Origin of the sequence: Streptomyces sp. CT34 (assembly GCF_000805335.1) — a bacterium.
Classification (GTDB): domain Bacteria; phylum Actinomycetota; class Actinomycetes; order Streptomycetales; family Streptomycetaceae; genus Streptomyces.
Genome location: NZ_KN708638.1, coordinates 1,940,021 through 1,961,084 on the forward strand (window position 1 = coordinate 1,940,021; position 21,064 = coordinate 1,961,084).

General features: G+C 75.4%; 21 protein-coding genes and 1 pseudogene. 12 read left to right on the forward strand and 10 right to left on the reverse strand.

Annotated elements, in window-relative coordinates:
- A partial coding sequence (locus tag RZ84_RS08670) for an aminotransferase class V-fold PLP-dependent enzyme (protein ID WP_241777626.1) occupies positions 1 to 902 on the reverse strand: 902 nt, incomplete at its 3' end.
- 72 nt (positions 903 to 974) lie between these two features.
- Positions 975 to 1,679 carry a DsbA family oxidoreductase gene (locus RZ84_RS08675; RefSeq protein ID WP_043263813.1) on the reverse strand — a complete coding sequence of 235 codons (705 nt, stop codon included), beginning with the start codon at positions 1,677 to 1,679 and terminating at the stop codon, positions 975 to 977.
- Between the two features lie 104 nt (positions 1,680 to 1,783).
- Here RZ84_RS08675 and RZ84_RS08680 point away from each other — a divergent pair, with 104 nt between their 5' ends.
- Complete coding sequence (locus RZ84_RS08680) at positions 1,784 to 2,479, forward strand: class I SAM-dependent methyltransferase (RefSeq protein WP_043263814.1); 696 nt, start codon at positions 1,784 to 1,786, stop codon at positions 2,477 to 2,479.
- On the opposite strand, the gene RZ84_RS08685 is transcribed toward RZ84_RS08680, so the two are convergent.
- Entirely contained in the window at positions 2,421 to 2,969 is a 549-nt protein-coding gene (locus tag RZ84_RS08685; protein WP_043263815.1) for a GNAT family N-acetyltransferase, read from the reverse strand. The two genes, RZ84_RS08680 and RZ84_RS08685, sit on opposite strands and share 59 nt — an antisense overlap.
- Positions 2,970 to 2,979: 10 nt before the next feature.
- Positions 2,980 to 3,246: pseudogene (locus RZ84_RS36315) on the reverse strand (aldehyde dehydrogenase (NADP(+))); the annotation flags it as partial.
- A 411-nt stretch (positions 3,247 to 3,657) separates the two neighbouring features.
- Between RZ84_RS36315 and RZ84_RS08695 the strand changes: the two are divergent.
- The 6 genes from RZ84_RS08695 (at position 3,658) to RZ84_RS08720 (ending at position 9,272) form a co-directional block, all read left to right on the forward strand.
- A complete protein-coding gene (locus RZ84_RS08695) occupies positions 3,658 to 4,428 on the forward strand; it encodes an IclR family transcriptional regulator (protein WP_043263817.1) in 771 nt (256 codons plus the stop codon).
- 140 nt (positions 4,429 to 4,568) lie between these two features.
- Positions 4,569 to 5,648, forward strand: coding sequence for a hypothetical protein (locus RZ84_RS08700; RefSeq protein WP_052229837.1), 1,080 nt, complete (start codon positions 4,569 to 4,571; stop codon positions 5,646 to 5,648).
- A 56-nt stretch (positions 5,649 to 5,704) separates the two neighbouring features.
- Entirely contained in the window at positions 5,705 to 6,907 is a 1,203-nt protein-coding gene (locus RZ84_RS08705; RefSeq protein ID WP_052230447.1) for a sensor histidine kinase, read from the forward strand.
- Positions 6,847 to 7,560: a response regulator transcription factor gene (locus tag RZ84_RS08710; RefSeq protein WP_052229838.1), complete on the forward strand. Its 714-nt coding sequence runs from the start codon at positions 6,847 to 6,849 to the stop codon at positions 7,558 to 7,560. The genes RZ84_RS08705 and RZ84_RS08710 overlap by 61 nt, the downstream gene beginning before the upstream one ends.
- 190 nt (positions 7,561 to 7,750) lie before the next feature.
- Entirely contained in the window at positions 7,751 to 8,407 is a 657-nt protein-coding gene (locus tag RZ84_RS08715; RefSeq protein WP_043263819.1) for a hypothetical protein, read from the forward strand.
- Positions 8,408 to 8,426: 19 nt separating this feature from the next.
- Positions 8,427 to 9,272 (forward strand): class F sortase, encoded by an 846-nt coding sequence (locus tag RZ84_RS08720; protein ID WP_052229839.1) that lies wholly within the window; start codon positions 8,427 to 8,429, stop codon positions 9,270 to 9,272.
- Here the strand turns inward: RZ84_RS08720 and RZ84_RS08725 are convergent.
- Both RZ84_RS08725 and RZ84_RS08730 read right to left on the reverse strand, forming a co-directional pair.
- Positions 9,161 to 10,408: a glycoside hydrolase family protein gene (locus RZ84_RS08725; RefSeq protein ID WP_052229840.1), complete on the reverse strand. Its 1,248-nt coding sequence runs from the start codon at positions 10,406 to 10,408 to the stop codon at positions 9,161 to 9,163. The two genes, RZ84_RS08720 and RZ84_RS08725, sit on opposite strands and share 112 nt — an antisense overlap.
- Positions 10,408 to 11,388 (reverse strand): 5-dehydro-4-deoxyglucarate dehydratase, encoded by a 981-nt coding sequence (locus RZ84_RS08730; protein WP_052229841.1) that lies wholly within the window; start codon positions 11,386 to 11,388, stop codon positions 10,408 to 10,410. Before RZ84_RS08730 ends, RZ84_RS08725 begins: the two co-directional genes overlap by 1 nt.
- A 248-nt stretch (positions 11,389 to 11,636) precedes the next feature.
- Here RZ84_RS08730 and RZ84_RS08735 point away from each other — a divergent pair, with 248 nt between their 5' ends.
- From RZ84_RS08735 to RZ84_RS08745, 3 genes are all read left to right on the forward strand, one after another.
- Positions 11,637 to 12,500 (forward strand): NAD-dependent epimerase/dehydratase family protein, encoded by an 864-nt coding sequence (locus tag RZ84_RS08735; protein ID WP_078893642.1) that lies wholly within the window; start codon positions 11,637 to 11,639, stop codon positions 12,498 to 12,500.
- 151 nt (positions 12,501 to 12,651) lie between these two features.
- On the forward strand, positions 12,652 to 12,924 hold the full coding sequence (locus RZ84_RS08740) for a GlsB/YeaQ/YmgE family stress response membrane protein (RefSeq protein ID WP_043263821.1): 273 nt from the start codon (positions 12,652 to 12,654) through the stop codon (positions 12,922 to 12,924).
- Between the two features lie 97 nt (positions 12,925 to 13,021).
- Positions 13,022 to 14,260, forward strand: a complete 1,239-nt coding sequence (locus tag RZ84_RS08745; protein ID WP_043263822.1) for a TerD family protein — start codon at positions 13,022 to 13,024, stop codon at positions 14,258 to 14,260.
- Here the strand turns inward: RZ84_RS08745 and RZ84_RS08750 are convergent.
- Entirely contained in the window at positions 14,235 to 15,320 is a 1,086-nt protein-coding gene (locus tag RZ84_RS08750; protein WP_052229843.1) for an LLM class flavin-dependent oxidoreductase, read from the reverse strand. The two genes, RZ84_RS08745 and RZ84_RS08750, sit on opposite strands and share 26 nt — an antisense overlap.
- Before the next feature lie 87 nt (positions 15,321 to 15,407).
- On the opposite strand from RZ84_RS08750, the gene RZ84_RS08755 reads away from it, so the two are divergent.
- A complete protein-coding gene (locus RZ84_RS08755; RefSeq protein WP_043263823.1) occupies positions 15,408 to 16,337 on the forward strand; it encodes a class I SAM-dependent methyltransferase in 930 nt (309 codons plus the stop codon).
- Here the strand turns inward: RZ84_RS08755 and RZ84_RS08760 are convergent.
- Positions 16,288 to 17,757 carry an alkaline phosphatase PhoX gene (locus tag RZ84_RS08760; protein WP_107068247.1) on the reverse strand — a complete coding sequence of 490 codons (1,470 nt, stop codon included), beginning with the start codon at positions 17,755 to 17,757 and terminating at the stop codon, positions 16,288 to 16,290. The two genes, RZ84_RS08755 and RZ84_RS08760, sit on opposite strands and share 50 nt — an antisense overlap.
- 156 nt (positions 17,758 to 17,913) lie before the next feature.
- Positions 17,914 to 19,419: a hypothetical protein gene (locus RZ84_RS08765; RefSeq protein ID WP_043263824.1), complete on the reverse strand. Its 1,506-nt coding sequence runs from the start codon at positions 19,417 to 19,419 to the stop codon at positions 17,914 to 17,916.
- 513 nt (positions 19,420 to 19,932) lie between these two features.
- Between RZ84_RS08765 and RZ84_RS39580 the strand changes: the two genes are divergently transcribed.
- A complete protein-coding gene (locus tag RZ84_RS39580; protein WP_198539956.1) occupies positions 19,933 to 20,073 on the forward strand; it encodes a hypothetical protein in 141 nt (46 codons plus the stop codon).
- 80 nt (positions 20,074 to 20,153) lie between these two features.
- Here RZ84_RS39580 and RZ84_RS08770 read toward each other — a convergent pair whose 3' ends face one another.
- Positions 20,154 to 21,023, reverse strand: a complete 870-nt coding sequence (locus RZ84_RS08770; RefSeq protein WP_078893644.1) for an EI24 domain-containing protein — start codon at positions 21,021 to 21,023, stop codon at positions 20,154 to 20,156.
- Between the last annotated feature and the right edge of the window lie 41 nt (positions 21,024 to 21,064).

The window sequence follows — 21,064 nt, forward strand, 5'->3', positions numbered from 1 at the left end:
GAACCGGGAGCCGGCCGCGGGGTGAACCCGGCCTCGGCCAGCCCGGCGCGGTAATGGTCGGCCAGCGCGGTGTTGTGCGCGTGCACGGCGGCCACCCCCACCTCGGCCATCAGGTCGAGGGACTGCTCGGCGGCCACGTACGAGTAGTGCGCATGCGGTTCGTCGAACCGCCGGGCGGTCGCCGCCGGCCGGCCGATCACCCCGTAGTTCGACTCGCCGACGTCCTCGCCGGCCACCCACCCGGCGTGCACCGCCTGGGGCCAGTCGGCCATGTCCCCGCCGAGGTACAGGAATGTCGTACCGCGCGGGCACAGCAGCCACTTGAAGGCCCCGCACACCGCGAAGTCGAAGCCGGCGATGTCCAGCGGCAGCCACCCGGTGGCCTGCGTGATGTCGACGTACGTGCGCGCCCCGTGCTCCCGGGCCGCCTCCCGTACGGCCGCCAGGTCGGCGATCTTGCCGTCCAGCGCCTGTACCGCGCTCACCGCGACCAGCGCCGTCCCGGGCCGCACCTCCTCGGCGAGCGCCTCCAGCGGCACCGCGCGGACCGTGCAGCCGGGGTGCGCCGCCAGCGGGTTCACCAGCGAGCTGAAGTCCCCCTCGGCGACCAGGACTTCGGCGCCCGGGGGCAGCGAGGCCGCCACGAACGCCGACCACACCGCGACCGAACTGCCCAGCGCCACCCGCTCCTCGGGCACCCCCGTCAGCCGTCCGAACGCCCGTCGCGCGGCGCTGGCCGGAGCGAAGTAGTCACGCCCCATCGTCCCGTACGACGCCGACTCCGCCAGCGCCTCCCGTAGCGCGGCGGCGCTTCGCGCGGGCAGCAGCCCGCTGGACGCCGAGTTCAGATAGACCGTCTCGGGGGCGAATTCCGCCCCGCCCAGTGCCTCGTATCGCAGCATGGCCCCACTGTGCTAGGCGAACGGCACGGCGTCCATCTCCCGGGAGCCGCGCCCGACCGGCCGGTTGCCGCCCTACCGTTCCGGGACGGCGCAGCCCTCGTCGCCGCAGACCTCCGCGGCGCCGGCCGGCAGGAGCCGCACGGCGCCGTCCGCGTGGGCGCGCTCCAGGGCCTTGCGGAAGACCTCGGCGGGCTGGGCCCCGGAGATGCCGTAGCGGCGGTCGATGACGAAGAAGGGGACGCCGGTGGCGCCGAGCTCGGCGGCGGCGCGCTCGTCGGCCCGGACCGCCTCGGCGTAGGCGTCCGGGTCGGACAGCACGCGGGCGACCTCGTCGGCGGGCAGGCCGGCGGCCACGGATATCCGGGTCAGCTCGGCGGGGTCGCCGAGCGGCCGGGCCTGGGCGAAGTTGGCCTCGTAGAGGGCGGAGAGCAGGGCGTCCTGGACGCCGTGGTCCTTGGCCAGGTGGAGGAGGCGGTGCAGGACGAAGGTGTTGCCGTGGATGCGGTCGGAGCGGTACTCCAGGCCCTCGGCAGCCGCCGCCTCGGCGACCCGGGCCTCCATCGCCTCGGCCTCGGTGCGGGTGACCCGGTACTTCCGCGCGAGCATGTCGAGGACGGGGATGTCGGTGGGCGCCGGCGCGTTCGGGTCCAGCTCGAAGGAGCGGTGGACGACCTCGACGTCGTCGCGGTGCGCGAAGGCGGCGAGCCCCGACGCGAAGCGGGCCTTGCCGATGTAGCACCAGGGGCAGGCGATGTCGGACCAGATTTCGACGCGCATGGAGTAGCCGGTTTTTCTCGTCGTGCTCGGTGGGAGCGGGCGTGCGGGTGTGACCTGGTGCAACAGCGCAGGACTGCGGGGTATTCCGCGGGTACCGTCCCGTTATGACCACGCCCTCGCCGCAGGCGCCCGACCGGTTCTGGGAGACGACCGGGGCCGCCAAGACCTTCACCCATCCGCTGGACCCGGCACTGTTGGCGGAGTTCGTGCCGCCGGCCGCCCGGGTGCTGGACTACGGCTGCGGCTACGGACGGCTCACCGCCGAGCTGGCCGGGCTGGGGTACGGAGCGGTGTGCGGGGTCGACCCGTCCGCGGCGCTGATCGCACGCGGCCGGCGCGAGCACCCGGGGCTGGAGCTGCTGCACCGGCCCGGTCTGCCGCTGCCGTTCGAGGACGCGAGCTTCGACGCGGCGCTGCTGTTCGCGGTGCTGACCTGCGTTCCGGAGGATGCGGCGCAGCGGGCGATCGCCGGGGAACTGGGGCGGCTGGTGCGCCCCGGCGGGGTGCTGTACCTGAGCGATGTGCCGCTCCAGGCCGATGCCCGCAACCAGGAGCGCTACGGGCGCTTCGCGGACCGGTACGGGACGTACGGGGTGTTCGCGACGGACGAGGGCGGGGTCTTCCGGCACCATCCGCCGGAGCGGCTGCGGGAGCTGCTGCGGTCGGCGGGGTTCTCGGTGGTGCGGGAGCATCGCGAAACGGTCGTCACACTGAGCGGGCGGACGGCCGAGCGGCTTCAGATCATGGCCCGGCGGGAGCCGGCCGGCCGTCCCGTCCGGGCAGGGCGAGCGTCAGGGTGAGGTGGCTGGCGTCGGGGGCCGGGCGGCGGTCCGGGTCGGGGCGCCAGCCGAGGCGGGCGTAGAAGGCGCGGGCTCGGTGGTTGTGCCAGAGCACGTCGAGGACGGCCCGGGAGAATCCGGCGGTGCGCCAGGCGTCCAGGCAGGCGGCGTGCAGTGCGCGGCCCACTCCGGTGCCCCAGTGGGCGGGGTCGACGTGCAGCTGGTGCAGTTCGACGGCGTTGCGGGGGTCGGCGCCGCGGCGGTAGGAGGCGGCACCGACGACGGCGCCCCGGCGTATCGCGCACAGCGACGGGGCCCCGTCCCGGTGCAGCACCCGGGACCAGGCGTCCCACCACCGGGCGTGCTCGGCGGAGGTGTCGAAGGGCGCGTCCGGCACCCTGGCGCGCAGGTACGCGGCGCGGGCGGCGGTGTGCAGGGCGGCGATGGGCTCCAGGTCGGCGGGGGTGGCGGCGCGGACCTGGAGGGCGGGGTGGTGGGTCTCGGGGTGCACCGGTGAAGCCCTACGCCCCCTCTGCCCGGCCGTCGATCCGGCACGGCGGCACCGGCGGGTGGCCGTCCGGCGGCTCCGGTGGGAGCGGCGCCTGCGGGGTGACCTGGTAGGCGACCGGGCGGAGCCGGCGTTCGAGGGCGGTGGCGCCGACGGAGGTGGCGGTGGAGGTGGTGGCCGGGTACCGGCCGCCGTGGTGCCGCTCGGGCGCGACCGCGACGCCGGTGGGCCGGACGTCGACGACGACGCGGCCGGCGAGCGGGGCGACCTCGGCCGGCAGGCGGATGCCGCGGCCCGCCGCGTCGGTGCCGGCGCCCTCCGCGTCGCCGAGCCGGCGGGTGGCGGCGGGGAACTCCTCCCCCACCGCGTCGATCAGGCCGGCTGCGCGGCGCAACAGGGCGGCGCGCGGGGGGCGTTCGGCGAGCGCGCCGCGGGCGGTGTGCGCCGCGTGGACCGCGGTGTCCACGGCGTCGGCGGTGGCTTCCACCGCAACTCGCCCCCGCTGCTTCCCGGTTCGGGGGTCGACGCTCCAGACTGGTGCCGCTGCTGCCACCACCGTGCCTCCCTCCGCGGCGAAGTCCGGCCGCACCGAGCCTTGCCGCACAGCGGACGTTGTTCGATATGCTGAACGCTGTCCCGGATGGTGAATCCCTGGGACTCTACGGCTGTCCGAACAAGGGGGTCAAGGGCGATGTCAGCTGCCGAGCCCGGTGGAGCACAGGTCAAGTCCGCGGTGCGGACAGTGGAGTTGCTCGAGTACTTCGCGGGCCGCCCCGGTATGCACAGCCTCGCCTCCGTCCAGGAAGCCGTCGGATACCCCAAGTCCAGCCTCTACATGCTGCTGCGCACCCTGGTCGACCTCGGCTGGGTGGAGACCGACGCCACCGGCACCCGCTACGGCATCGGCGTCCGCGCCCTGCTCGTCGGCACCTCCTACATCGACGGCGACGAGGTGGTGGCCGCCGCCCGGCCCACCCTGGACCGGCTCTCCGACGACACCACCGAGACCATCCACCTCGCCCGGCTGGACGGCGTCAACGTCGTCTACCTGGCCACCCGTCAGTCCCAGCACTACCTGCGCCCGTTCACCCGCGTCGGCCGCCGACTGCCCGCGCACTCCACGTCCCTGGGCAAGGCGCTGCTCGCCACGTACACCGACGACCAGGTGCGGACGATGCTGCCGCCCACCCTGGCCGCGCTCACCGAGCACACCGTCACCGACCGCGAGCAGCTGATCGGGGAGCTGCACGCGGTACGCGAAGCGGGCTTCGCGGTCGACCGCGAGGAGAACACCCTCGGCCTGCGCTGCTTCGGCGTGGCGATCCCGTACCGCACCCCGGCCCGGGACGCGATCAGCTGCTCGGTGCCGGTGGCCCGGCTGACCCCCGCCCACGAACAGACGATCAAGGACGCCCTCTTCGACGCCCGGGACCGGCTGACCCTGGCCACCCGGCGGCTGTGAACGGACGTAGGCAGCCCGACAGTTGGGGAGCGGTGGGCGCCGCATCGTCCTGGCCGCCACCCCCGCCTCCCCCGTGCGGCGGAGGCGGATCGCCGGCGGGGACGACGCGGTGCGCGCGGGCTCCCGGAAGCCTGGACGGCATGACGAAACGCACCGCACCGGCTTGCCCACCAACTCCCGGCACCGTCCGCGCCGTTCTGCGGGCGACGGCCATCGCCGCCTGCGTCCCCTACCTCTCGCTCAAGATCGCCTGGGTTGCCGGCAGCCACCTCGGCATCCCCGGGAGCAGTCCGCTGCGCCGGGACGGCGGCTACCTGATGGCGATCAACGCGCTCACCGTCCTGATGGACGCCGCGGTGATGGTGCTGGCGTTCCTGCTGACCCGGCCCTGGGGGCGGCGGGTGCCCGCCTGGCTGCTCGCCCTGCCCATGTGGTGTGCGACCGGGCTGCTCGCACCGGTCGTCGCGGTCGTCCCCGCGCAGCTGCTGGCCGGGGGGCTGCACGGCCGGCCCGGGGCGCGCGGTGGCCTGGCCGGCGGCGGCCCCGGAGCGCTGCTCGCGCCCTGGGTGTGGACCGTCGTCTACACCGGTTTCATCGTGCAGGCGCTGGCGCTGGGCGCGCTCTTCGTGGCCTACGCCCGGGAGCGCTGGGGGCACCTGTGGCGGGGCCCCCTGAGTGCGCTCCCGGAGAGCCCCACCCTCTCCGCGCGCCGGCTGACCGCGGGGGTGGTGACGGCGCTGACCCTGCTGCCCGCCGGGATGCATCTGCTGTGGGCGGCGGGCGGCACGGCCGGGCTCGGCCCGGCGCGGGTGGCGGCCCGGGATCTGTCCGCGCGGCTGCACGACGCGGGGTATGTGCTGTTCGCCGCACTGATGGCGGCGGGCGTGCTGATGCTCGCGTACCGCCGCCGCGGGCGGGTTCCGCTGCTGGTACCGCTCGTCGCCGCCTGGATCGGCTCGGGGGCGCTGGCCTGCTGGGGCGGCTGGATGACGCTGACCGCGCTGCCCGTCCCGGCGGGCGACCCGATGCAGCCCGAGCCGCTGATGAGCCTCACCTACGCTGTGCAGATGATCGTCGGGATGCTGGTCGCCGTCGCCGGGGCCCACTTCTTCGCGGAGCGCGTCGCGGCACGCCGTTCGGAAGGCGGGCCGGAGCACGCGGCGGACGGCGTCGCCGCCGGGCCGGCCGGGATCCACCCCGGAGCCGAACGGTGCGGTTGAACCCGGGCGCCCTGGTCCGGCGCTGGGTCCATCTCGTCCTGGGCGGCGCGCTGTTGATGCCGTTCTTCCTGCTGGCGTCGGCGGCGCTGCCGCTCCTCGTCGACGGCGCCGACCCGCTGCGCCGTCCCCTCTGGCAGCTGCCCGCGCTCGGCTGCGCGCTGCCGCTCGCCGCCCTGGCCGCGCTGGCCTTCCCGCTGCTGCGGCCTCTGGAGGTGGCCGCCGTGCGGTCGCTGTGCGGGGTGCCCGCGGAGCGGCTGGCCGAAGGTCCGGCCGGCTCGCGGGACGCCCGGCGGCGCACCGCGCTGTGGTTCGTGGCGCATCTGCTGGCCGGCGGGATCGTCGGCGGGATGACGCTGGCCGCGCCACCGGCCGCCGTACTGCTCCTGCTGACGCCGCTCACCGCCGACCCGCCGGGGCTGTCCTCGCTGGGATGGCCGCGGGCCGTCCATGGCCCGGCGGCGCCGCTCGCCGGGCTGGCGCTGCTGGCGCTGGTGCTCGGCACCGCCTGGGGAGCCGGGGCGCTCCTGGCCCGTTGGGCACCGGCACTGCTGGGCCCCTCCCCGGCCGAACGGCTGGCCGCCGCGGAACGCCGCGCGGCCGAACTCGCCGCCCGCAACCGGCTCGCCCGCGAACTGCACGACGCGGTGGGCCACGCGCTGAGCGCGGTCACCCTCCAGGCGGGCGCGGCCCGCCGGGTCCTGGACGCGGACCCGGAGTTCGCCCGCCAGGCCCTGGCCGCCATCGAGGACACCACCCGCGCGGCGGTCGCCGAACTGGACACCGTACTGGGCCTGTTACGCGAGGAGCGGGACGGCGAGGACGGCGCGCCGGCCGCTCCCGCGCCCACCCTGGACGACCTGGACGCCCTGGTCGACCGGACCCGCGCGGCCGGCGTCCCCGTCACGCTGGAAACCGCGGGGCACCGCACGGGACTTCCGCCGGTGGTCTCCCGGGAGGCGTACCGGATCGTCCAGGAGGGGCTGAGTAATGCGCTGCGGCACGCCGGACCGGTTCCGGTGCGCGTCCACATCTGTTGGAACGAGGGGGAGTTGGCGTTGACGATCGAGAATCCGACGGCGGCGGCCGGTGAGGCGCCCGGCCCGCGGCCCCGTCCGGGCGGCGGGCGCGGCCTGCGCGGTATCGCCGAACGGGCCCGGCTGCTGGGCGGCCACGCCTCGGCCACCGCCGAGCACGGCGTATGGCGGCTCACCGCCCGGCTGCCGGTGGCTCCGGCCGGCACCGGGACGGGCTCCCCGTGATCCGTGTCGTGCTCGCCGACGACGAGCGGATGGTGCGTACCGCGCTCCGCGCCATTCTGGGCGCCGAGGCCGACATGGAGGTCGTCGGCGAGGCCGCGAACGGCGCCGAGGCGCTGTCGCTGATCCGCGAACTGCGCCCGGACATCGTGCTGATGGACGTCCGGATGCCCGATACCGACGGGATCCGGACGACCGAACAGGTGCTCTCCGGGATGACGGCACCGCCCCGGGTCATCGTCGTCACCACCTTCGAGAACGACGCCTGTGTCCATGACGCGCTGCGGGCCGGCGCCAGCGGGTTCCTGCTCAAGCGCGCCCGGGCGGACGAACTGGTGCAGGCGGTACGGCTGGTGGCGCGCAGCGACTCCCTGCTGTTCCCGGCAGCGCTCCGGGCACTCGCCGCCCGGCACGCCGGGGAGCGGACCGCGCACGCCGCGGCGCAGGCGCTGCGGGACCGGCTCTCCGACCGGGAGGGCGCGGTACTGCGGCTGATGACGGCCGGGCTGACCAACGCCGAGATCGCGGACCGGCTGGGCGTCGGCCCGGCCACGGTCAAGACGCATGTCGCCGGGGTGCTGGCCAAGCTCGGGGTACGGGACCGCACCCAGGCGGTGATCGCCGCGTACGAGTGCGGCTTCGTCCGGCCGGGGTGATGCGGCACCGCCCCGGCACCCCGTACGGCGCACCCCCTGGCCCGGTCGGGGCGTCGCTCACCCGATCGCCGTAGGCCAGCGGGCCGCGTGGCCGTATGCGGGCTTACCTCGAGGGAGGAGGCGCGGAACTCCACCGACTTCCCAGTGGCACGGAAGTGTGCCACATCCGCGCTTCGCGGAGGTTCTTCCCATGCGTTCCACGCGACTGCTCACCGGTGCCGCGCTGTCCGCTGCCGCGCTCGGTCTGTCCACCGCCGCCGCGTACGCGGGCGACTTCGGCGCGATCGAGGTCTCACCGGGTACGGCCAAGGCCGGTTCCACGGTCTCCCTCTCCACCAAGGACTGCGGGAGCAGCCAATCGGCGAACGTCGATGCCGGCGCCCTGGGCTCCGGCACCGTCAAGCTCGCCCAGGGTTCGGACAAGGGCACCCTGACGGGCCACATGAAGATCAAGACCGGTATCAAGGACGGTAATTACGGCGTCGGCGGCAAGTGCGGCGACGGCAAGGAGCTCACCGGCACGGTCCATGTCGGGATGCAGGGCGGCGGCGCGAGCAGCAGCCCGAGCAGCCAGGGCGGTACCGGCCCCAGCGCCTCGCCGTCCATGCCGGCCAAGGAGAAGACCGGGCCCTCGATGCCCGCCAAGGAGAAGCCCGCCCCGTCCACGTCGGCCAAGGAGAAGCCCTCCTCCACCATGCCCCCCAAGGGCAAGATGAAGACCGGCGAGGGCTCCACCAGCGAGAACGGCAACACCACCGAGATCGCGGCCGGCGCGGGCGTGCTGCTGGCCGCTGCCGCCGGCGGCATCTGGGTCGTCCGCCGGCGCCGCATGGGCGGCCGGTACTGACCAGCCGCCGGATCGGTCCATGCCGTCCGACGGCCCCGTACGGCGGGCCCGGCCCGCTCCTCCGCCGCCCTCCGGAAGGGGCCGAAGGAGCGGGCGGGGTCCGTCCGGGCGCCGGCGCGCACGGCGGTCGCGCCGGGCCGCCGCCGGCGGCCTCATAGCCGGTGTCACCGCCGCCGCGCTCGGCGCCGGCGGCTGGCTCGTCGCCAACGGCAGCGAGGACACCGCACCGCCGCAGCCGTCCGCCGCCCAGGGATTCCCCGTCCGGCGGCCGGGCGCCCGCCCGCCGGGCGCACCACCGCTCCCCGCCTCGCAGCCGGTCCGCGTCAGGGTGCCGTCGCTGCACATCGACGCGCCGCTGGTGCGGCTGGGCCTGGCCGCGGACGGCAGCCTCGCCCCGCCGCCGGCCGGCAACCGCAACCTGGCCGGCTGGTACGGGGACGGCACCCCGCCCGGCGCCACCGGAACCGCCCTGGTCGCCGGCCATGTCGACACCCGCGCCGGCCCCGCCGTCTTCTACCGCCTCGGCTCCCTCGCGAAGGGCGGCACCGTCCAGATCCTGCGCAAGGACGGCCGCACAGCGGTCTTCACCGTCGACGCGGTCGAGGTCTACGACGGGCGGCACTTCCCCGACGAGAAGGTCTACGGCGAGGCCGCCCGCCCCGAGATCCGGCTGATCACCTGCGGCGGCGGCTTCAGCCGGGCCCGGCAGGAATACCTCGGCAATGTGGTGGTCTTCGGGCACCTGACGGGCAGTCAGGATGCCGCGCCGCTGCCGTGGGCCAGGCCCCGGCCGGACCGGTTCAGCGCCCGCAACGCGCCCCGTACGGCCGCCAGATCGGCGTCGCCGGCCAGTCCCGCGTGGTAGAGCCGCAGCTCGTTCGCCCCCAGGGACGCGGCGTGCGCGGCGTCGGCGGCCAGGGTGCCGGGGCTGCCGCCCATCCCGGCGACCACGGTGAGGTTGGCGGCCACACACGCGGTCCGCGGACGCGCCGCGAACGGCCCCAGGGCGTCGGCCCGCGCCGCCTCGCCACCCGTGCACGGCACCACCACCCCGTCGGCGTGCGCCAGCACCGCCGCCGGGTCCACCCCGACGTTCGCCCCGCAGCGGTGCGCGGCCCCGTCCGCGTGCAGCAGCACCCGGAAGTCCGCGCCCGCCACCGCCGCGGCCTCCCGTACGGCGCGCACCGCGGCACGCTGGAGGGCGTCCGCCGCCCGCGCCCGCCAGGCCCGCGCCACGCCCGCCGGCCCGTCGCCGAGCAGCGACTCGATCGCGGACCGCTCCGCCGCCCGGCCGACGCCGGGCGGGCCCGACCGCCCGGCCCACACGGGCTCCAGCGCCCGCCGCACGATGCCGCTCAACTCACGCCCCGCCATGCCCAGTTCGGCATAGCCCCGGACGCACACCGAACAGAAGCAGAGCGACAGCAGGTACTCCGCGGCGCCGTCCAGCCCGACCCCGGCGGTCTTGTCGTGCCCGTGCGGATGCGCGAAGCCGTACCAGCCGCAGGACTCCAGCTCCGTGCCCCGGGCACCGGGCCGTACGGCCGCCTCGGCGGCCAGGGTGACGAGGTGGTCGCGGACCTCGGGCCGGGCGATGCAGGGCGCCCACGGATAGGCGTCACCGTAGGCGTTGCGGACCGCGATCGACGGATGGTCGGCGCCCAGGCGGGAGTTGTGGGCCAGCACGACCCAGGAGTGCACCTCCAGGCCGGCGCCGGCCAGCATCCGGGCGGCCTCGCCGAAGGGGTCCGAGCCCGGCACCCAGTCCTGGGTGTACGGGCGCAGCGCGCGACCGGACCAGCGGGCCGGGTCCGGCGGGTAGAGGACGGCGGCGTGCCGGGCGGTCACGACGCGGTGGCGGGGGTGGCGCGGGGTCAGCGCGCGGGTGGAGTGGTAGGCGGCGGCCAGCGTGACCTGCCGGACGCCGAGTTCGGCGATGCGGGCGGGGGCGTCGGGGTCGCCGATGACGTCCCAGGGATACAGGAAGGCGGCGGCCCGCATCACCCACCGGCCCCGGGCGCGGCCGAGGCCAGGGCCAGGCCGTGGTCGACGAGCCGGGCGAGCTGTTCGACGTGCGCGGGGGCCGGGTCGCCGAGCGGTGGCCGCACGCCGCCGACGGCCGGTCCGCCGCGCAGCCGTACGCCCGCCTTGACCAGCGAAACGGCGTATCCGCGGCCCAGGTTGCGCAGTTCCGCCAGCGGCCGGTAGAAGCCGTCCAGCAGTCGGTTGACGGTGCCGAGGTCGCCGGCCGCCAGTGCCCGGTGGAAGGCCAGCGCGATCTCGGGGGCGAAGGCGAACACGGCGGAGGAGTAGAGGCGGACGCCCAGGCCCCGGTAGGCGGGGGCGGTGAGTTCGGCGGTGGGCAGACCGTTGAAGTAGACGAAGGGCCGGTCGGCGGCGTCGGTGCGGACCGCGCTGATGATGCGCTGGAGCAGATCGAGGTCGCCCAGGCCGTCCTTGAACCCGATGACGCCCGGGGTGCGGGCCAGTGCGGCGACGGTGGCGGGCTCGAAGACGGCACTGCCGCGCTGGTAGACGATGACCGGCAGCGGGGTGGCGGCGGCGAGTTCGGTGTAGTGGCGCAGCAGTCCGGGCTGGTCGGCGGTGACCAGGTACGGCGGCATGGCGAGGAGCCCGTCGGCGCCAGCGGCGTGTGCGAGGTGCGCGAACCGGGCGGCGAGCGCGGTGCCGTAGCCGGTGCCGGCGACGACCGGGACGCGGCCCGCTGTCTCCGCGACGGCGGCGGCGACGCACGCGGCGTACTCCTCGGGGGTGAGCGCATGGAACTCGCCGGTGCCGCAGCAGGCGAAGACGGCGCCGGCGCCGGCCTCGATGCCGCCGCGCACATGGGCGCGGAAGGCGTCCAGGGCCGGCGCGCCATCGGAGGCGTAGGCGGTCACGGGGAAGAACAGCAGTCCGTCGAGGCGGTCGGCGAGTTGGGGGTGCCCCCCAGGGGCGGCTGGGGGAGGAGGTGCGGTCACGGGCTCTCCCTGGCGTACGCACGCGCGTTCTCGTATACGTTTATGTTCGACGTCCACATCCCTGAACACTGTCACGGTATTGCAGCCGCTCCGAACGGGTCAAGGATCCCAAATCCGCTTCGTGCAAGCGGTTTTGAGCGATATGCCAAGCGCCTTGACCGGCCAAGATCCGGCTCCCTACGGTGTCCGCACATCTGAACCCCGTCCGCGCACACGGCTCCGCAGCTCAGCCGGAGGAGTAGCCGCCCATGACGCCGTCCCAGCCCTCCCCGTCCTCCCAGCCGTCCCCGCCCCCGTCCCCGTCATCCCGGCCCCGGACCGTCCTGCTCACCGGCGCCGCCGGCGGAGTCGGCACCCTGATGCGGGAGCTGCTGCCGCCCTACGGCTACCGGCTTCGGCTCTTCGACCGGCGGCCCGTCGAGGGCGAACCGGACGCCATCACCGCTGAGTTGGCCGACACGGAGGCGCTGCGCGCGGCGATCCGCGGGGTCGAAGCGGTCATCCATCTCGCGGGCATCTCCCTGGAGTCGACGTTCGAGAAGATCCTGCGGGCCAACATCGAGGGCACGTACCGGCTGTACGAGGCGGTGCGCGAGGCCGGCGTCCGGCGCGTGGTCTTCGCCTCCTCCAACCACGCCGTCGGTTTCACACCCCGGCCGCCGGACGGCTCGGCCGCCATCCCGGTCGGCACCGCGCGCCGCCCCGACACCTTCTACGGGCTCTCCAAGGGCTTCGGCGAAGACCTCGCGGCCCTCTACTGGGACCGGTACGGCATCGAGACCGTCTCGCTGCGCATCGGCTCCTGCTTCCCCGCACCCACGACCGTGCGGATGCTGTCGATCTGGCTGAGCCCGGCGGACTGCGCCCGGCTGCTGCACGCCGCGCTGACCGCCGAGCACGTCGGCCACACGGTCGCCTACGCCTCCTCGGCCAACACCCGCCTGTGGTGGGACCTCTCCACCGCCCGCGCGCTCGGCTACGAGCCCCGGGACGACTCCGAGCCGTACGCCGCCGAACTGATCGCCGCCCAGGGGGAACTCGCCCCGGACGACCCCGACCACGCCTACCTCGGCGGAAAGTTCTGCACGAACCCGCCCCTCTGGCCACATTGACGGCATCGACGGCACCAACGACATTCCGCCGCCGTACGGAACTCGCCGCCGCCCCCTCGCGTCCTTGTCTGCGAACGCCGCAGCACAACGCCGCAGCACAACGCCACGGAACACCGCGGCAGCTCACCACGCAGGAACGAGGAAACGCATCATGGGCATCGTCAGCTGGCTCGTACTGGGCCTGATCGCGGGCATCATCGCCAAGGTCCTGCTGCCGGGGCGGGACCCGGGCGGAATCGTCGGCACGACCCTCATCGGCATCGTCGGCTCGTTCATCGGCGGCTGGCTCTCCACCCGCTTCCTGCACCGCCCGATCCCGAAGAACTTCTACGACCCGTCGATGTGGATCGCCGCCGTCGCCGGCTCCCTGGTCCTGCTGATCGCCTACCGGCTGCTCTTCGGCAACTCCCGCAGCCGGCGCTGAGCCGCCGGGCCGGGACCGGGCCACCGGGCCGGGACCGTCCGGGCCGCGGCGACGGAACCGCGGCTGATCGCCAACCGTTAGGGCTGTCATGACCGCTATGACTCCTGGCGCGAACCTTCCACTCGGCTCCACGCGGGTGGCGGTGACCGTCACCGCCCCCGTGCGGCTGGACGTGTCGGGCCTGCTGCTCGGCGCCGACGGCAAGGTGCGCTCCGACGACGACTTCGTCTTCTACAACCAGCCCGCGGGGCCGGGGGTGACCCACACCGCGGCGGCCGGCGGTGTGGGCGACACCATCACGGTGGACACCGCCGCGGTGCCCGCGGGCATCGAGAAGGTCATGGTCACCGCGAGCCCGGACGCGCCCGGCGCGACCTTCGCGGGCACCGAGCCGACCGGCACGGTCCGCGACGCGGACAGCGGCGCCGTCCTCGCGACGTTCACCCCGCCGCGGCTCGGCACGGAGACGGCGCTGGTGGTCATGGAGATCTACCGGCGCGGCGGCGGCTGGAAGGTCCGCGCGATCGGCCAGGGGTATGCGAACGGGCTCGCCGGCATCGCCACCGACTTCGGCGTGACCATCGAGGAACCGGCCGCCCCGCCAACCACCCCCGAGCCCGCGCGGGCCGCGGCATCGCCCACTCCCCCGGCCCCCGTTTCGCCCCCGGCGCCCGCCACCCCGTGGGGACCGCCCACCGGCGCCCCGGTCCCGGCCGCCCCGCCGCCGGGCGCCCCCGCCGTTCCGCCGCCCGCCGCCGGCAAGGTCAACCTCGACAAGGGCCGGGTCAGCCTCCGGAAGAACCAGACCGTCTCGCTGGTCAAGTCCGGCCGCCCGGTGCTCGGCACCGTCCGGATGGGCCTCGGCTGGGAGCCCGCGCGCCGCGGCCGGAGCATCGACCTGGACGCCTCCGTCATCGCCTACGGCCCGGACCGCGGCCAGGTCGACAGCTGCTACTTCGGCAAGCTGCTGATCCTCAACGGCGCGATCCAGCACTCCGGCGACAACCTCACCGGGGACGGCGCCGGCGACGACGAGGTCATCACCGTCCATCTCGGCGGGGTGCCCCCGGAGGTCACCGGCCTGGTCTTCACGGTCAACTCCTTCTCCGGCCAGAAGTTCTCCGAAGTCACCAACGCCTACTGCCGGTTGACGGACGCGCAGACCGGCGAGGAACTGGTCCGCTTCGACCTGGCCGGAGCGGAGCGGCGGACCGGCGTGATCATGGCCAAGCTGGTCCGCCAGTATTCCGGCGAGTGGGAGATGACCGCGCTGGGCGAGTTCGTCGACGCCCGTACGGTCCGCGGCATGGTCAAACCCGGCGCGGCGGCGCTGTAGCGCCACGCCCGCCGCGGGAGCGCGGGGCCGGCCGGCGGGCCCGGCAGGGACGGACCGCCAGCCCCGCCACCCGGGCCAGCCGCTCGAAGGACTCCAGCAGCGCGGGGCGGTCGTAGGTGCTGGTGGTGACCAGCACCTCGTCCGCCCCGCTGCGCTCGATCAGCGTGCCGAGGGCGTCGGCGACCTGTTCCTCCGTGCCGTGCACCTGTCCGCGCATCGCGGACTCGTAGAACTCCCGCTCGCGCGCCGACATCGGCTCCCCGCCGTCCTCCTCCGGGGGCCGCAGCGGCGGGAACTCCCCGTGCGTACGGGAGTACGCCAGCGCCCGCGCCTCCGGTACCAGCAGCCGCCGCGCCGCCGCCTCCGTACCGGCCACCGCCACCGTCCCGGAGACCACCACATACGGCCGCTGCCAGAACGCCGAGGGGCGAAACGCCTCGCGGTAGCCGTCGATCGCGTCCAGCATCGCCTGCCGGCCCCGGATGTCGCCGATGACCAGGGCCAGCCCGGCCTCGGCCGCGATCCGCGCACCCGCGCCGGTCGCCAGCACGAACACCGGCACCGCCAGCCCCTCGGCGGGCCTGGCGTGGACCTGCGGATGGGCGGTCTGGGTGCCGGTGAAGTAACCGGTCAGCTCGGCCAGCCGGTCCCCGAAGTCCTCGACGGCGTCCTTCTCCGTGCCCAGTGCCCGGCGGATCCCGCCGGTGAAGCCGACCGACCGCCCGAGCCCCATGTCGATCCGCCCGGGGAAGAGCGACTCCAGCACCCCGAACTGCTCGGCGACGACCAGCGGGCGGTGGTTGGGCAGCATCACACCGCCGGTACCGACCCGGATGGCGGAGGTCGCCGAGGCCACCGCGGCGGCCAGGACCGTGGGCGCCGAGCCGGCGACCCCGGGGACACCGTGGTGCTCGGAGACCCAGAAGCGGTGGTAGCCCAGCCGCTCGGCACGGCGTGCCAGATCCACCGTGTCCCGCAGCGCCTCCGCGGGCGGGTGACCAGCCCTGGTGCGGGAGCGGTCCAGGATCGAAAATTGTGTCGTCGGTATCGTGGAGCTCACCTCCCCTTCAACGTCCGCACCCGCCCAAGATTCCGACCGACACGCCCCCTCGGCGCTTTCCCCCACGGCACAGACGAGGAGCGTCCGATGACCCAGCAGCCGCCCCCGACCGGCGAACCCGGTCGCCCCGCGCGCCCGGACCACCCGGACGGCGCAGCGCGGCCGGACATCCCCGACCGGGTCTCCGAGATCTACGGCGACAGCGACCTCGGCGCCGGCCCGGCCTTCGCCGGCGGCTTCATCAACTTCGGCTACTGGGCCTGGCTGCCCGAGGTCGCCGACCGCCCGCTGACCGAGGACGACCGGATCCGCAGCGAGCAGGACCTCTACCGCCTGGTGCTGGACACCTTCGACCGACCGCGGGGCCGTACCGCCCTGGAGGTCGGGTGCGGGCGCGGACTGGGCTGCGCGCTGGCGCTGAAGGAGTTCGGCCTGGGGTCGGTGATCGGCCTGGACGCCCATCCCGACCAGATCGCCCGCGCCCGGGAGGCCAACGCCGAGCTGCTGCCCACCGGGCCCTCGGGCACCGCCGCCGGCCGGCTGGACTTCGTCCTCGGCCCGGCCCAGCGGATGCCGCTGCCGGACGGCTCGGTCGACTTCGTGTACTCCGTCGAGGCCGCCCAGCACTTCCGCGACCTGGCCGGATTCGCCCGGGAGGCGGCGCGGGTGCTGCGCCCGGACGGCCAGTTCGCGCTCGCCACCTTCTTCGCCCGCATCAAGGAGGCCGTCCCGGTGCTGCCGGAGCTGCTGCCCCCGTACGCCGACGGTCTGGACGTCCCGCACCTGGTGGACGACGTGGCCGCGACGCTCTCCGCGGCCGGGCTGCGCGGTGTCGAGGTGACGCCGATCGGCGAGGGGGTCTGGGAGTGCTACGACCGCTATATGGCCGAGCGGCCGGAGCTGCGCGACACGTGGCCGCGGCACTACCTGGCGGCGTATCAGACCGGTCTGCTGGACTACTACCTCATCACCGCCGCGGCGCCGGCCGGCGCGGCCCCCGCCGCCACGGCCCCGTGACGGCCACCGTGATCCCCGGCTCCTGGAGGTGGGCGAACAGCGTCCGCCCGTCCGGCGAGAAGACCGGCCCGGTGAACCGGCCGGACTCCGGTGCGTCCCCGGTCCCGGCGGCGAGGTCGTCGCGGGCGACCGGATAAATCCGGCCGTCGTCGGCCACCCCGGCGAGGTGCGGCAGGCCCGCACCGTCCCCGGCGGTGATCAGCCCGCCGTGCGGCGAGGCGGCGACGGCGTGCGGCACCGGGTCCGGGCCGGCACCCAGCAGCGCCCGCAGCGTCAGGGTCCGCCGCCGCGGGTCGTGGAACCAGATCTGCCCGCCCCGCCGCTCCGGTCTCCCCTCGTGGGCGTACGTGGTGACAAGGAAGGCGCCGCCGTCCGCCCACCACAGGCCCGCCGGTGTACCGGCCCGGGTGACCTCCCCCGCGGCGAACTGCCGGCGCACCGGCGCGGTACCGGCGTCGCGGTCCGGGACCTCGGTCCAGTCGACGCCGTAGACCGTGCCGGGCCGGGTCGCCCGGGACAGGTCGGCGACCGGGCGCCCGCCGGAGTCGCAGCACGTGAGGGCCGCCAGCACCCCGGCGCCCGCGGGCAGCGTGCCCAGCCGGCCGGGGCCGGGCCGGAAGCCGGGCGGCGGCGCCCAGCGGTAGAAGAGGCCGCCGGGGTCGGTGGCGTCCTCGCTCAGATAGAGGTGGCCGCGCCGCGGGTCGACGGCCACCGGCCCGTGGGCGAACCGGCCCAGCGCGGCGAGCGGGCGGTGGCTGCCGGCCGCCGGGTCGTCGGGGCCTTCGCCGCCCGGACGCGGCGGCGAACTCGCGGCCGGATCGACCTCGAAGACATAGCCGTGGTCCCGGGTCATGCCGTTGCGGCCGGCCCGGTCCTCGGTCCGCTCGCAGGTCAGCCAGGTGCCCCAAGGGGTCGTGCCGCCCGGGCAGTTGGCGGACGTACCGGCGAGCGCGACCCGGGCGCCGGCCGGTGTGCCGTCCGCGGCGATCTCGACGACGGTGCAGCCGCCGGCCGCCGCCGGGTCGTGGACCGGTCCGCCGTCGAGCGGCACCGGGTACGGCCGGTCGCCGCGCGGCCCGTCGAGTGCGTGGTCGGTCACCAGCAGGGTGCCGCCGCGGCGGGCCGCGAAGGCGCCGGTGCCGGCGGGGTGGGACGGGGCGGGCTCACCGCTGTCGAGCCGGGTGGCACCGGCCCGGGTCACGATCCGGTACGAGAACCCGGCGGGCAGCGCGAGGACGCCCTCCGGGTCCGGGAGCAGCGGGCCGTGGCCGACCGCGTCCGCCGCGGCGTCGCCGGCTGTGTCCGCCGCGGCGTCGCCACCCGGGTACGGCGCCCACAGAACACCGGACTCGGTGGCCGGCGTCGCCGCGCGGGCGGCACGGTGCCCGGCGGTGTCGCGTCGGGTGAGCGGCATGGTCATCTCCCGGTCGGCCGGCCTGTTGCCCTGCACCTGCGCCGCACACGCTGCCGCGCGCCCCCGAACACCGGTTGAACGCGGCACGACATACGGGCAGCGGCCGGGGAGCGGTTGCCCCGCTCCCCGGCCGCCCGGGACCGTGCGCAGTGCCCGCCGGACTCAGCCGGAGCGCCGCGACCGCGCCTTGAAGGCCGCCTTGCGCGCCTCCTTGGCCGCCTTCTTGTCCGGGTGCAGCCGGCCCATGGCCTCCAGGACGTCGGCGGTGGCCGGGTGGTCCACCCGCCAGGCCGCGTCGAAGAACCCGTTGTGCTGCTCGGTCAGCCCCTGGACGAGGTCCCGCAGCTCGGCCGCGGCCTCCTCGTCCGCGCTGTCCAGCTGGGCCGCGATGGTGTCCACGGTCAGCCAGAAGATCATGTCCTGGGACGGCTCGGGGATGCCGGGCAGACCGCGCTCGGCGAGCCAGACGCGGGCCAGACCGCCCAGCTGACGGTCGTCGAGCACCTCGCGCAGCGCGGGCTCGGCGTCCGGCACGACCAGCGAGAGGGTCTGCTGGGCGGCGAGCCGGCGCAGCGGGGCCCGCTCGTCGTCGCCGCGGGCGGCGCCGAGCAGGTCCCGGGCGGCGTCCAGCGGCGTACGGGCGGCGAGCCACTGCTCGGACTCGGCCTGGGCGAGCGCCTCGGGGTACTCGGGCAGCGCCTCCAGGAGGACGTCGGCGCCCTTGTCGGTGAGGTCGCCGACGGCCGGGGCGTGCACCCCGGCGTCCAGCATCCGGGTGCGGACCGCCCAGACGCCGAGCGGGGTGAGCCGGACCATGCCGTAGCGGGAGACGTCCTCGTCGTCCAGCGGCTCGGCGGCGGAGACCATCTCGCCGTCCTCGTCCAGCTCCTCGATGAGCGCTGCGTCGACCGGCCGGTAGGCGACCAGCCCGATCGGCTCCAGCACCCGGAACTGGTCGTCCAGCCGCATCATCGCCTCGGAGACCTCTTCGAGGATGTCGTCCGTGGGCTCGTCCATGTCGTCCGGCACGATCATGGAAGCGGCCAGCGCGGGCAGCGGGATGTCCTGGTCGGGGGCCTCGTTGAGGGCGCTGAGCAGGTAGAGGTTGCCGAGGATGCCGTCCAGCAGCTCGGCCTCCTCCTCCGGGTTCCAGTCGATCGCGTCCAGGTCCAGCTCGCCGCCCTCGGCGAGCTGGTCGGCGATGTCGGAGAGGTCGGGGGCGACCGCGTCGGCGAGCACGGTCTCCATGCCGCCGAGCCAGATGTCCAGGACGTCCTGCGGGCTGCCGGAGGTCAGCAGCGCGAGTTCGTCGCCCGGGGTGGCGGTACCGACGGCCGCGTCGTCCGGCAGCTCGGCGCCGTCCGCGCCGACAGCGCCGTCCTCGGACTCGTCCTCCGCGATCTCCACGAGCCCGGTGTCCACCGCGAGCTGCCACGCCTCGGCGGTGTACGCGGGCCCGTCCTCGTCCTCGGCCAGTCCCAGGTGCTCGGTGGCGGCGGTCAGCGACTCGTGGAGGATCTCGCCGCCCACCCCGACCGGAACGCCGCCTTCAGCCCAGCGGGCGAGCTTGACGGCCCGCGCCAGCAGCGGGGCGCTCAGCGCGTCACGGGCCAGCTCCGCTTCGGAGTGCAGCCGCACCGGCGGCATGGTCGGGCGGTCTGCGGACATCTGGCTCTCAGCTCCTCGAACGGACTACGGCTCGTGCGCCGCCCAAGCGTAGACGGAATTCTCCCCATCTCGGGCGGTTCCCTCTCCCGTACGCCCCCGTTCACCGGGAGAATCTTGACAACTCCCTTGCACGCACAAGGGGGTTGACGCGGGTGGTGAGCGCGCCGGGCCCGCCCCGCCACGCCCTCCTCCCCCCTTCGCCCGGAGGCATGCACGCCATCCCGCCGCACGCTCCCCGCCCCGGCCGCCGGCCGGGGCGACTCCCGGGTAAGGGACCACCCGCGCACCGGCACGGCGCTGACGAGGACCGGCCGCGGCGGCACGCACAGCGAACGCCGAGTACGCGGACCGGACCGGCGAACCGGCCCCCGACCGGCAGGTGCCGCGCACCGGGCCACGGGCACCCTGTGTGACCGGTCGTCACTCGTCTGGCCCACGTCCGAGCGCCAACCGCGCCCCGGGGTGCGGTACTGGGCTCGTAAGCACTGTTTCGGCGAGACAAAGGGAGTCATGATGCCGAAGTCGCAGAACCGTAAGTCGGGCAACAAGGACCGCGCCGCGGAGCGGCGTTCCGACCAGCACCGTCCCCGGTCGGAGGAGTCCGCAGCCGAGCGGACCCAGGACCTGAAGCCGCGGGCGCGCAAGGCTGACTGACGCGTGACGGGCAGGTGAGGCCGGGCGGCCGTCGTACTTCGGTGCGGCGGCCGTTCGCCGTTCCCGGGCCGACCGCCGCCCTACCGGTCGGCCTGCGGACGGGCTCCGGACCGCCCCGGACCGCGCTGCGCCGGCAGCCGCGGCTGTGCCGCCCGGCCCCCGGGCCGCTCCCCCGCCGCCCCGTCCCGGTCCCCCGCGGCGTCCCCCGCGGCCGGCTCCGGTACGAGATCGCGCACCAGCAGCGTCGCCCCCGCGACCGCGCCCGGCATCAGCACCACCGCGACGAACGGGATGAGGAACAGCAGCACCAGCGGGGTCCCGAAGCCCACCGCCAGTGCCGTGCGACCGCGCAGCAGCCGCAGCCGCTCGCGGACCGGGACGTCCCGGCGCTGCATCGCCGCCGTGGTCAGCTCGACGGCGAGGAAGAAGCCGGAGACGCAGAAGCCGACGGCCGGAACCACGGTCTGCCCGACGAGCGGCAGGAACCCCAGGAGGAACAGCAGCACCCCGAACCCGGCCGCCCGCAGCAGCACATGGACCATGTCCCGCAGCGCGACGGCGATCTCCCGCCACAGCGGCCGGCCGGGGCCGGGCGGGCAGTGCCCCTCGCTCTCCTCGACCTTCTCCGAGAGCGACTCGTAGAAGGGGTCGCCGATCAGCAGCGCGACGGCGGTGAACGTCAGCACCGACAGCGTCAGCCCGCCGGCGAGCAGCAGCGCCACGAACAGCCCGCGCAGCAGCCCCTGCCAGGGGGAGCCCCAGCCGTCGGCGAACGACGTGGCCCAGGCGGCGAGATCGCCGGAACCGACGGCGAGCACGACGAGCGCCGCGGCGTACAGCACCAGCGCGATCAGCGCGGGCAGCAGCCCGAAGCCCCACCACCGGCCGTGCGAGGCGGCCCAGCGCTGCCCCCGGCCCAGATACCGCATACCCGCCACAAGATCACGCATGGCGGCAACCCTATCGGCGAACGGCCCCCCCCCCCCGCGGG

What these genes read in the sequence shown, in the direction of transcription:
- RZ84_RS08675 (WP_043263813.1), bottom strand. Translation starts at nt 1,679, where the DNA reads ATGCGCGTCGAAATCTGGTCCGACATCGCCTGCCCCTGGTGCTACATC.
- RZ84_RS08680 (WP_043263814.1), top strand. Translation starts at nt 1,784, where the DNA reads ATGACCACGCCCTCGCCGCAGGCGCCCGACCGGTTCTGGGAGACGACC.
- RZ84_RS08695 (WP_043263817.1), top strand. Translation starts at nt 3,658, where the DNA reads ATGTCAGCTGCCGAGCCCGGTGGAGCACAGGTCAAGTCCGCGGTGCGG.
- RZ84_RS08700 (WP_052229837.1), top strand. Translation starts at nt 4,569, where the DNA reads ATGACGAAACGCACCGCACCGGCTTGCCCACCAACTCCCGGCACCGTC.
- RZ84_RS08705 (WP_052230447.1), top strand. Translation starts at nt 5,705, where the DNA reads ATGCCGTTCTTCCTGCTGGCGTCGGCGGCGCTGCCGCTCCTCGTCGAC.
- RZ84_RS08710 (WP_052229838.1), top strand. Translation starts at nt 6,847, where the DNA reads ATGGCGGCTCACCGCCCGGCTGCCGGTGGCTCCGGCCGGCACCGGGAC.
- RZ84_RS08715 (WP_043263819.1), top strand. Translation starts at nt 7,751, where the DNA reads ATGCGTTCCACGCGACTGCTCACCGGTGCCGCGCTGTCCGCTGCCGCG.
- RZ84_RS08720 (WP_052229839.1), top strand. Translation starts at nt 8,427, where the DNA reads ATGCCGTCCGACGGCCCCGTACGGCGGGCCCGGCCCGCTCCTCCGCCG.
- RZ84_RS08725 (WP_052229840.1), bottom strand. Translation starts at nt 10,408, where the DNA reads ATGCGGGCCGCCGCCTTCCTGTATCCCTGGGACGTCATCGGCGACCCC.
- RZ84_RS08735 (WP_078893642.1), top strand. Translation starts at nt 11,637, where the DNA reads ATGACGCCGTCCCAGCCCTCCCCGTCCTCCCAGCCGTCCCCGCCCCCG.
- RZ84_RS08740 (WP_043263821.1), top strand. Translation starts at nt 12,652, where the DNA reads ATGGGCATCGTCAGCTGGCTCGTACTGGGCCTGATCGCGGGCATCATC.
- RZ84_RS08745 (WP_043263822.1), top strand. Translation starts at nt 13,022, where the DNA reads ATGACTCCTGGCGCGAACCTTCCACTCGGCTCCACGCGGGTGGCGGTG.
- RZ84_RS08755 (WP_043263823.1), top strand. Translation starts at nt 15,408, where the DNA reads ATGACCCAGCAGCCGCCCCCGACCGGCGAACCCGGTCGCCCCGCGCGC.
- RZ84_RS08760 (WP_107068247.1), bottom strand. Translation starts at nt 17,757, where the DNA reads ATGACCATGCCGCTCACCCGACGCGACACCGCCGGGCACCGTGCCGCC.
- RZ84_RS08765 (WP_043263824.1), bottom strand. Translation starts at nt 19,419, where the DNA reads ATGTCCGCAGACCGCCCGACCATGCCGCCGGTGCGGCTGCACTCCGAA.
- RZ84_RS39580 (WP_198539956.1), top strand. Translation starts at nt 19,933, where the DNA reads ATGCCGAAGTCGCAGAACCGTAAGTCGGGCAACAAGGACCGCGCCGCG.
- RZ84_RS08770 (WP_078893644.1), bottom strand. Translation starts at nt 21,023, where the DNA reads ATGCGTGATCTTGTGGCGGGTATGCGGTATCTGGGCCGGGGGCAGCGC.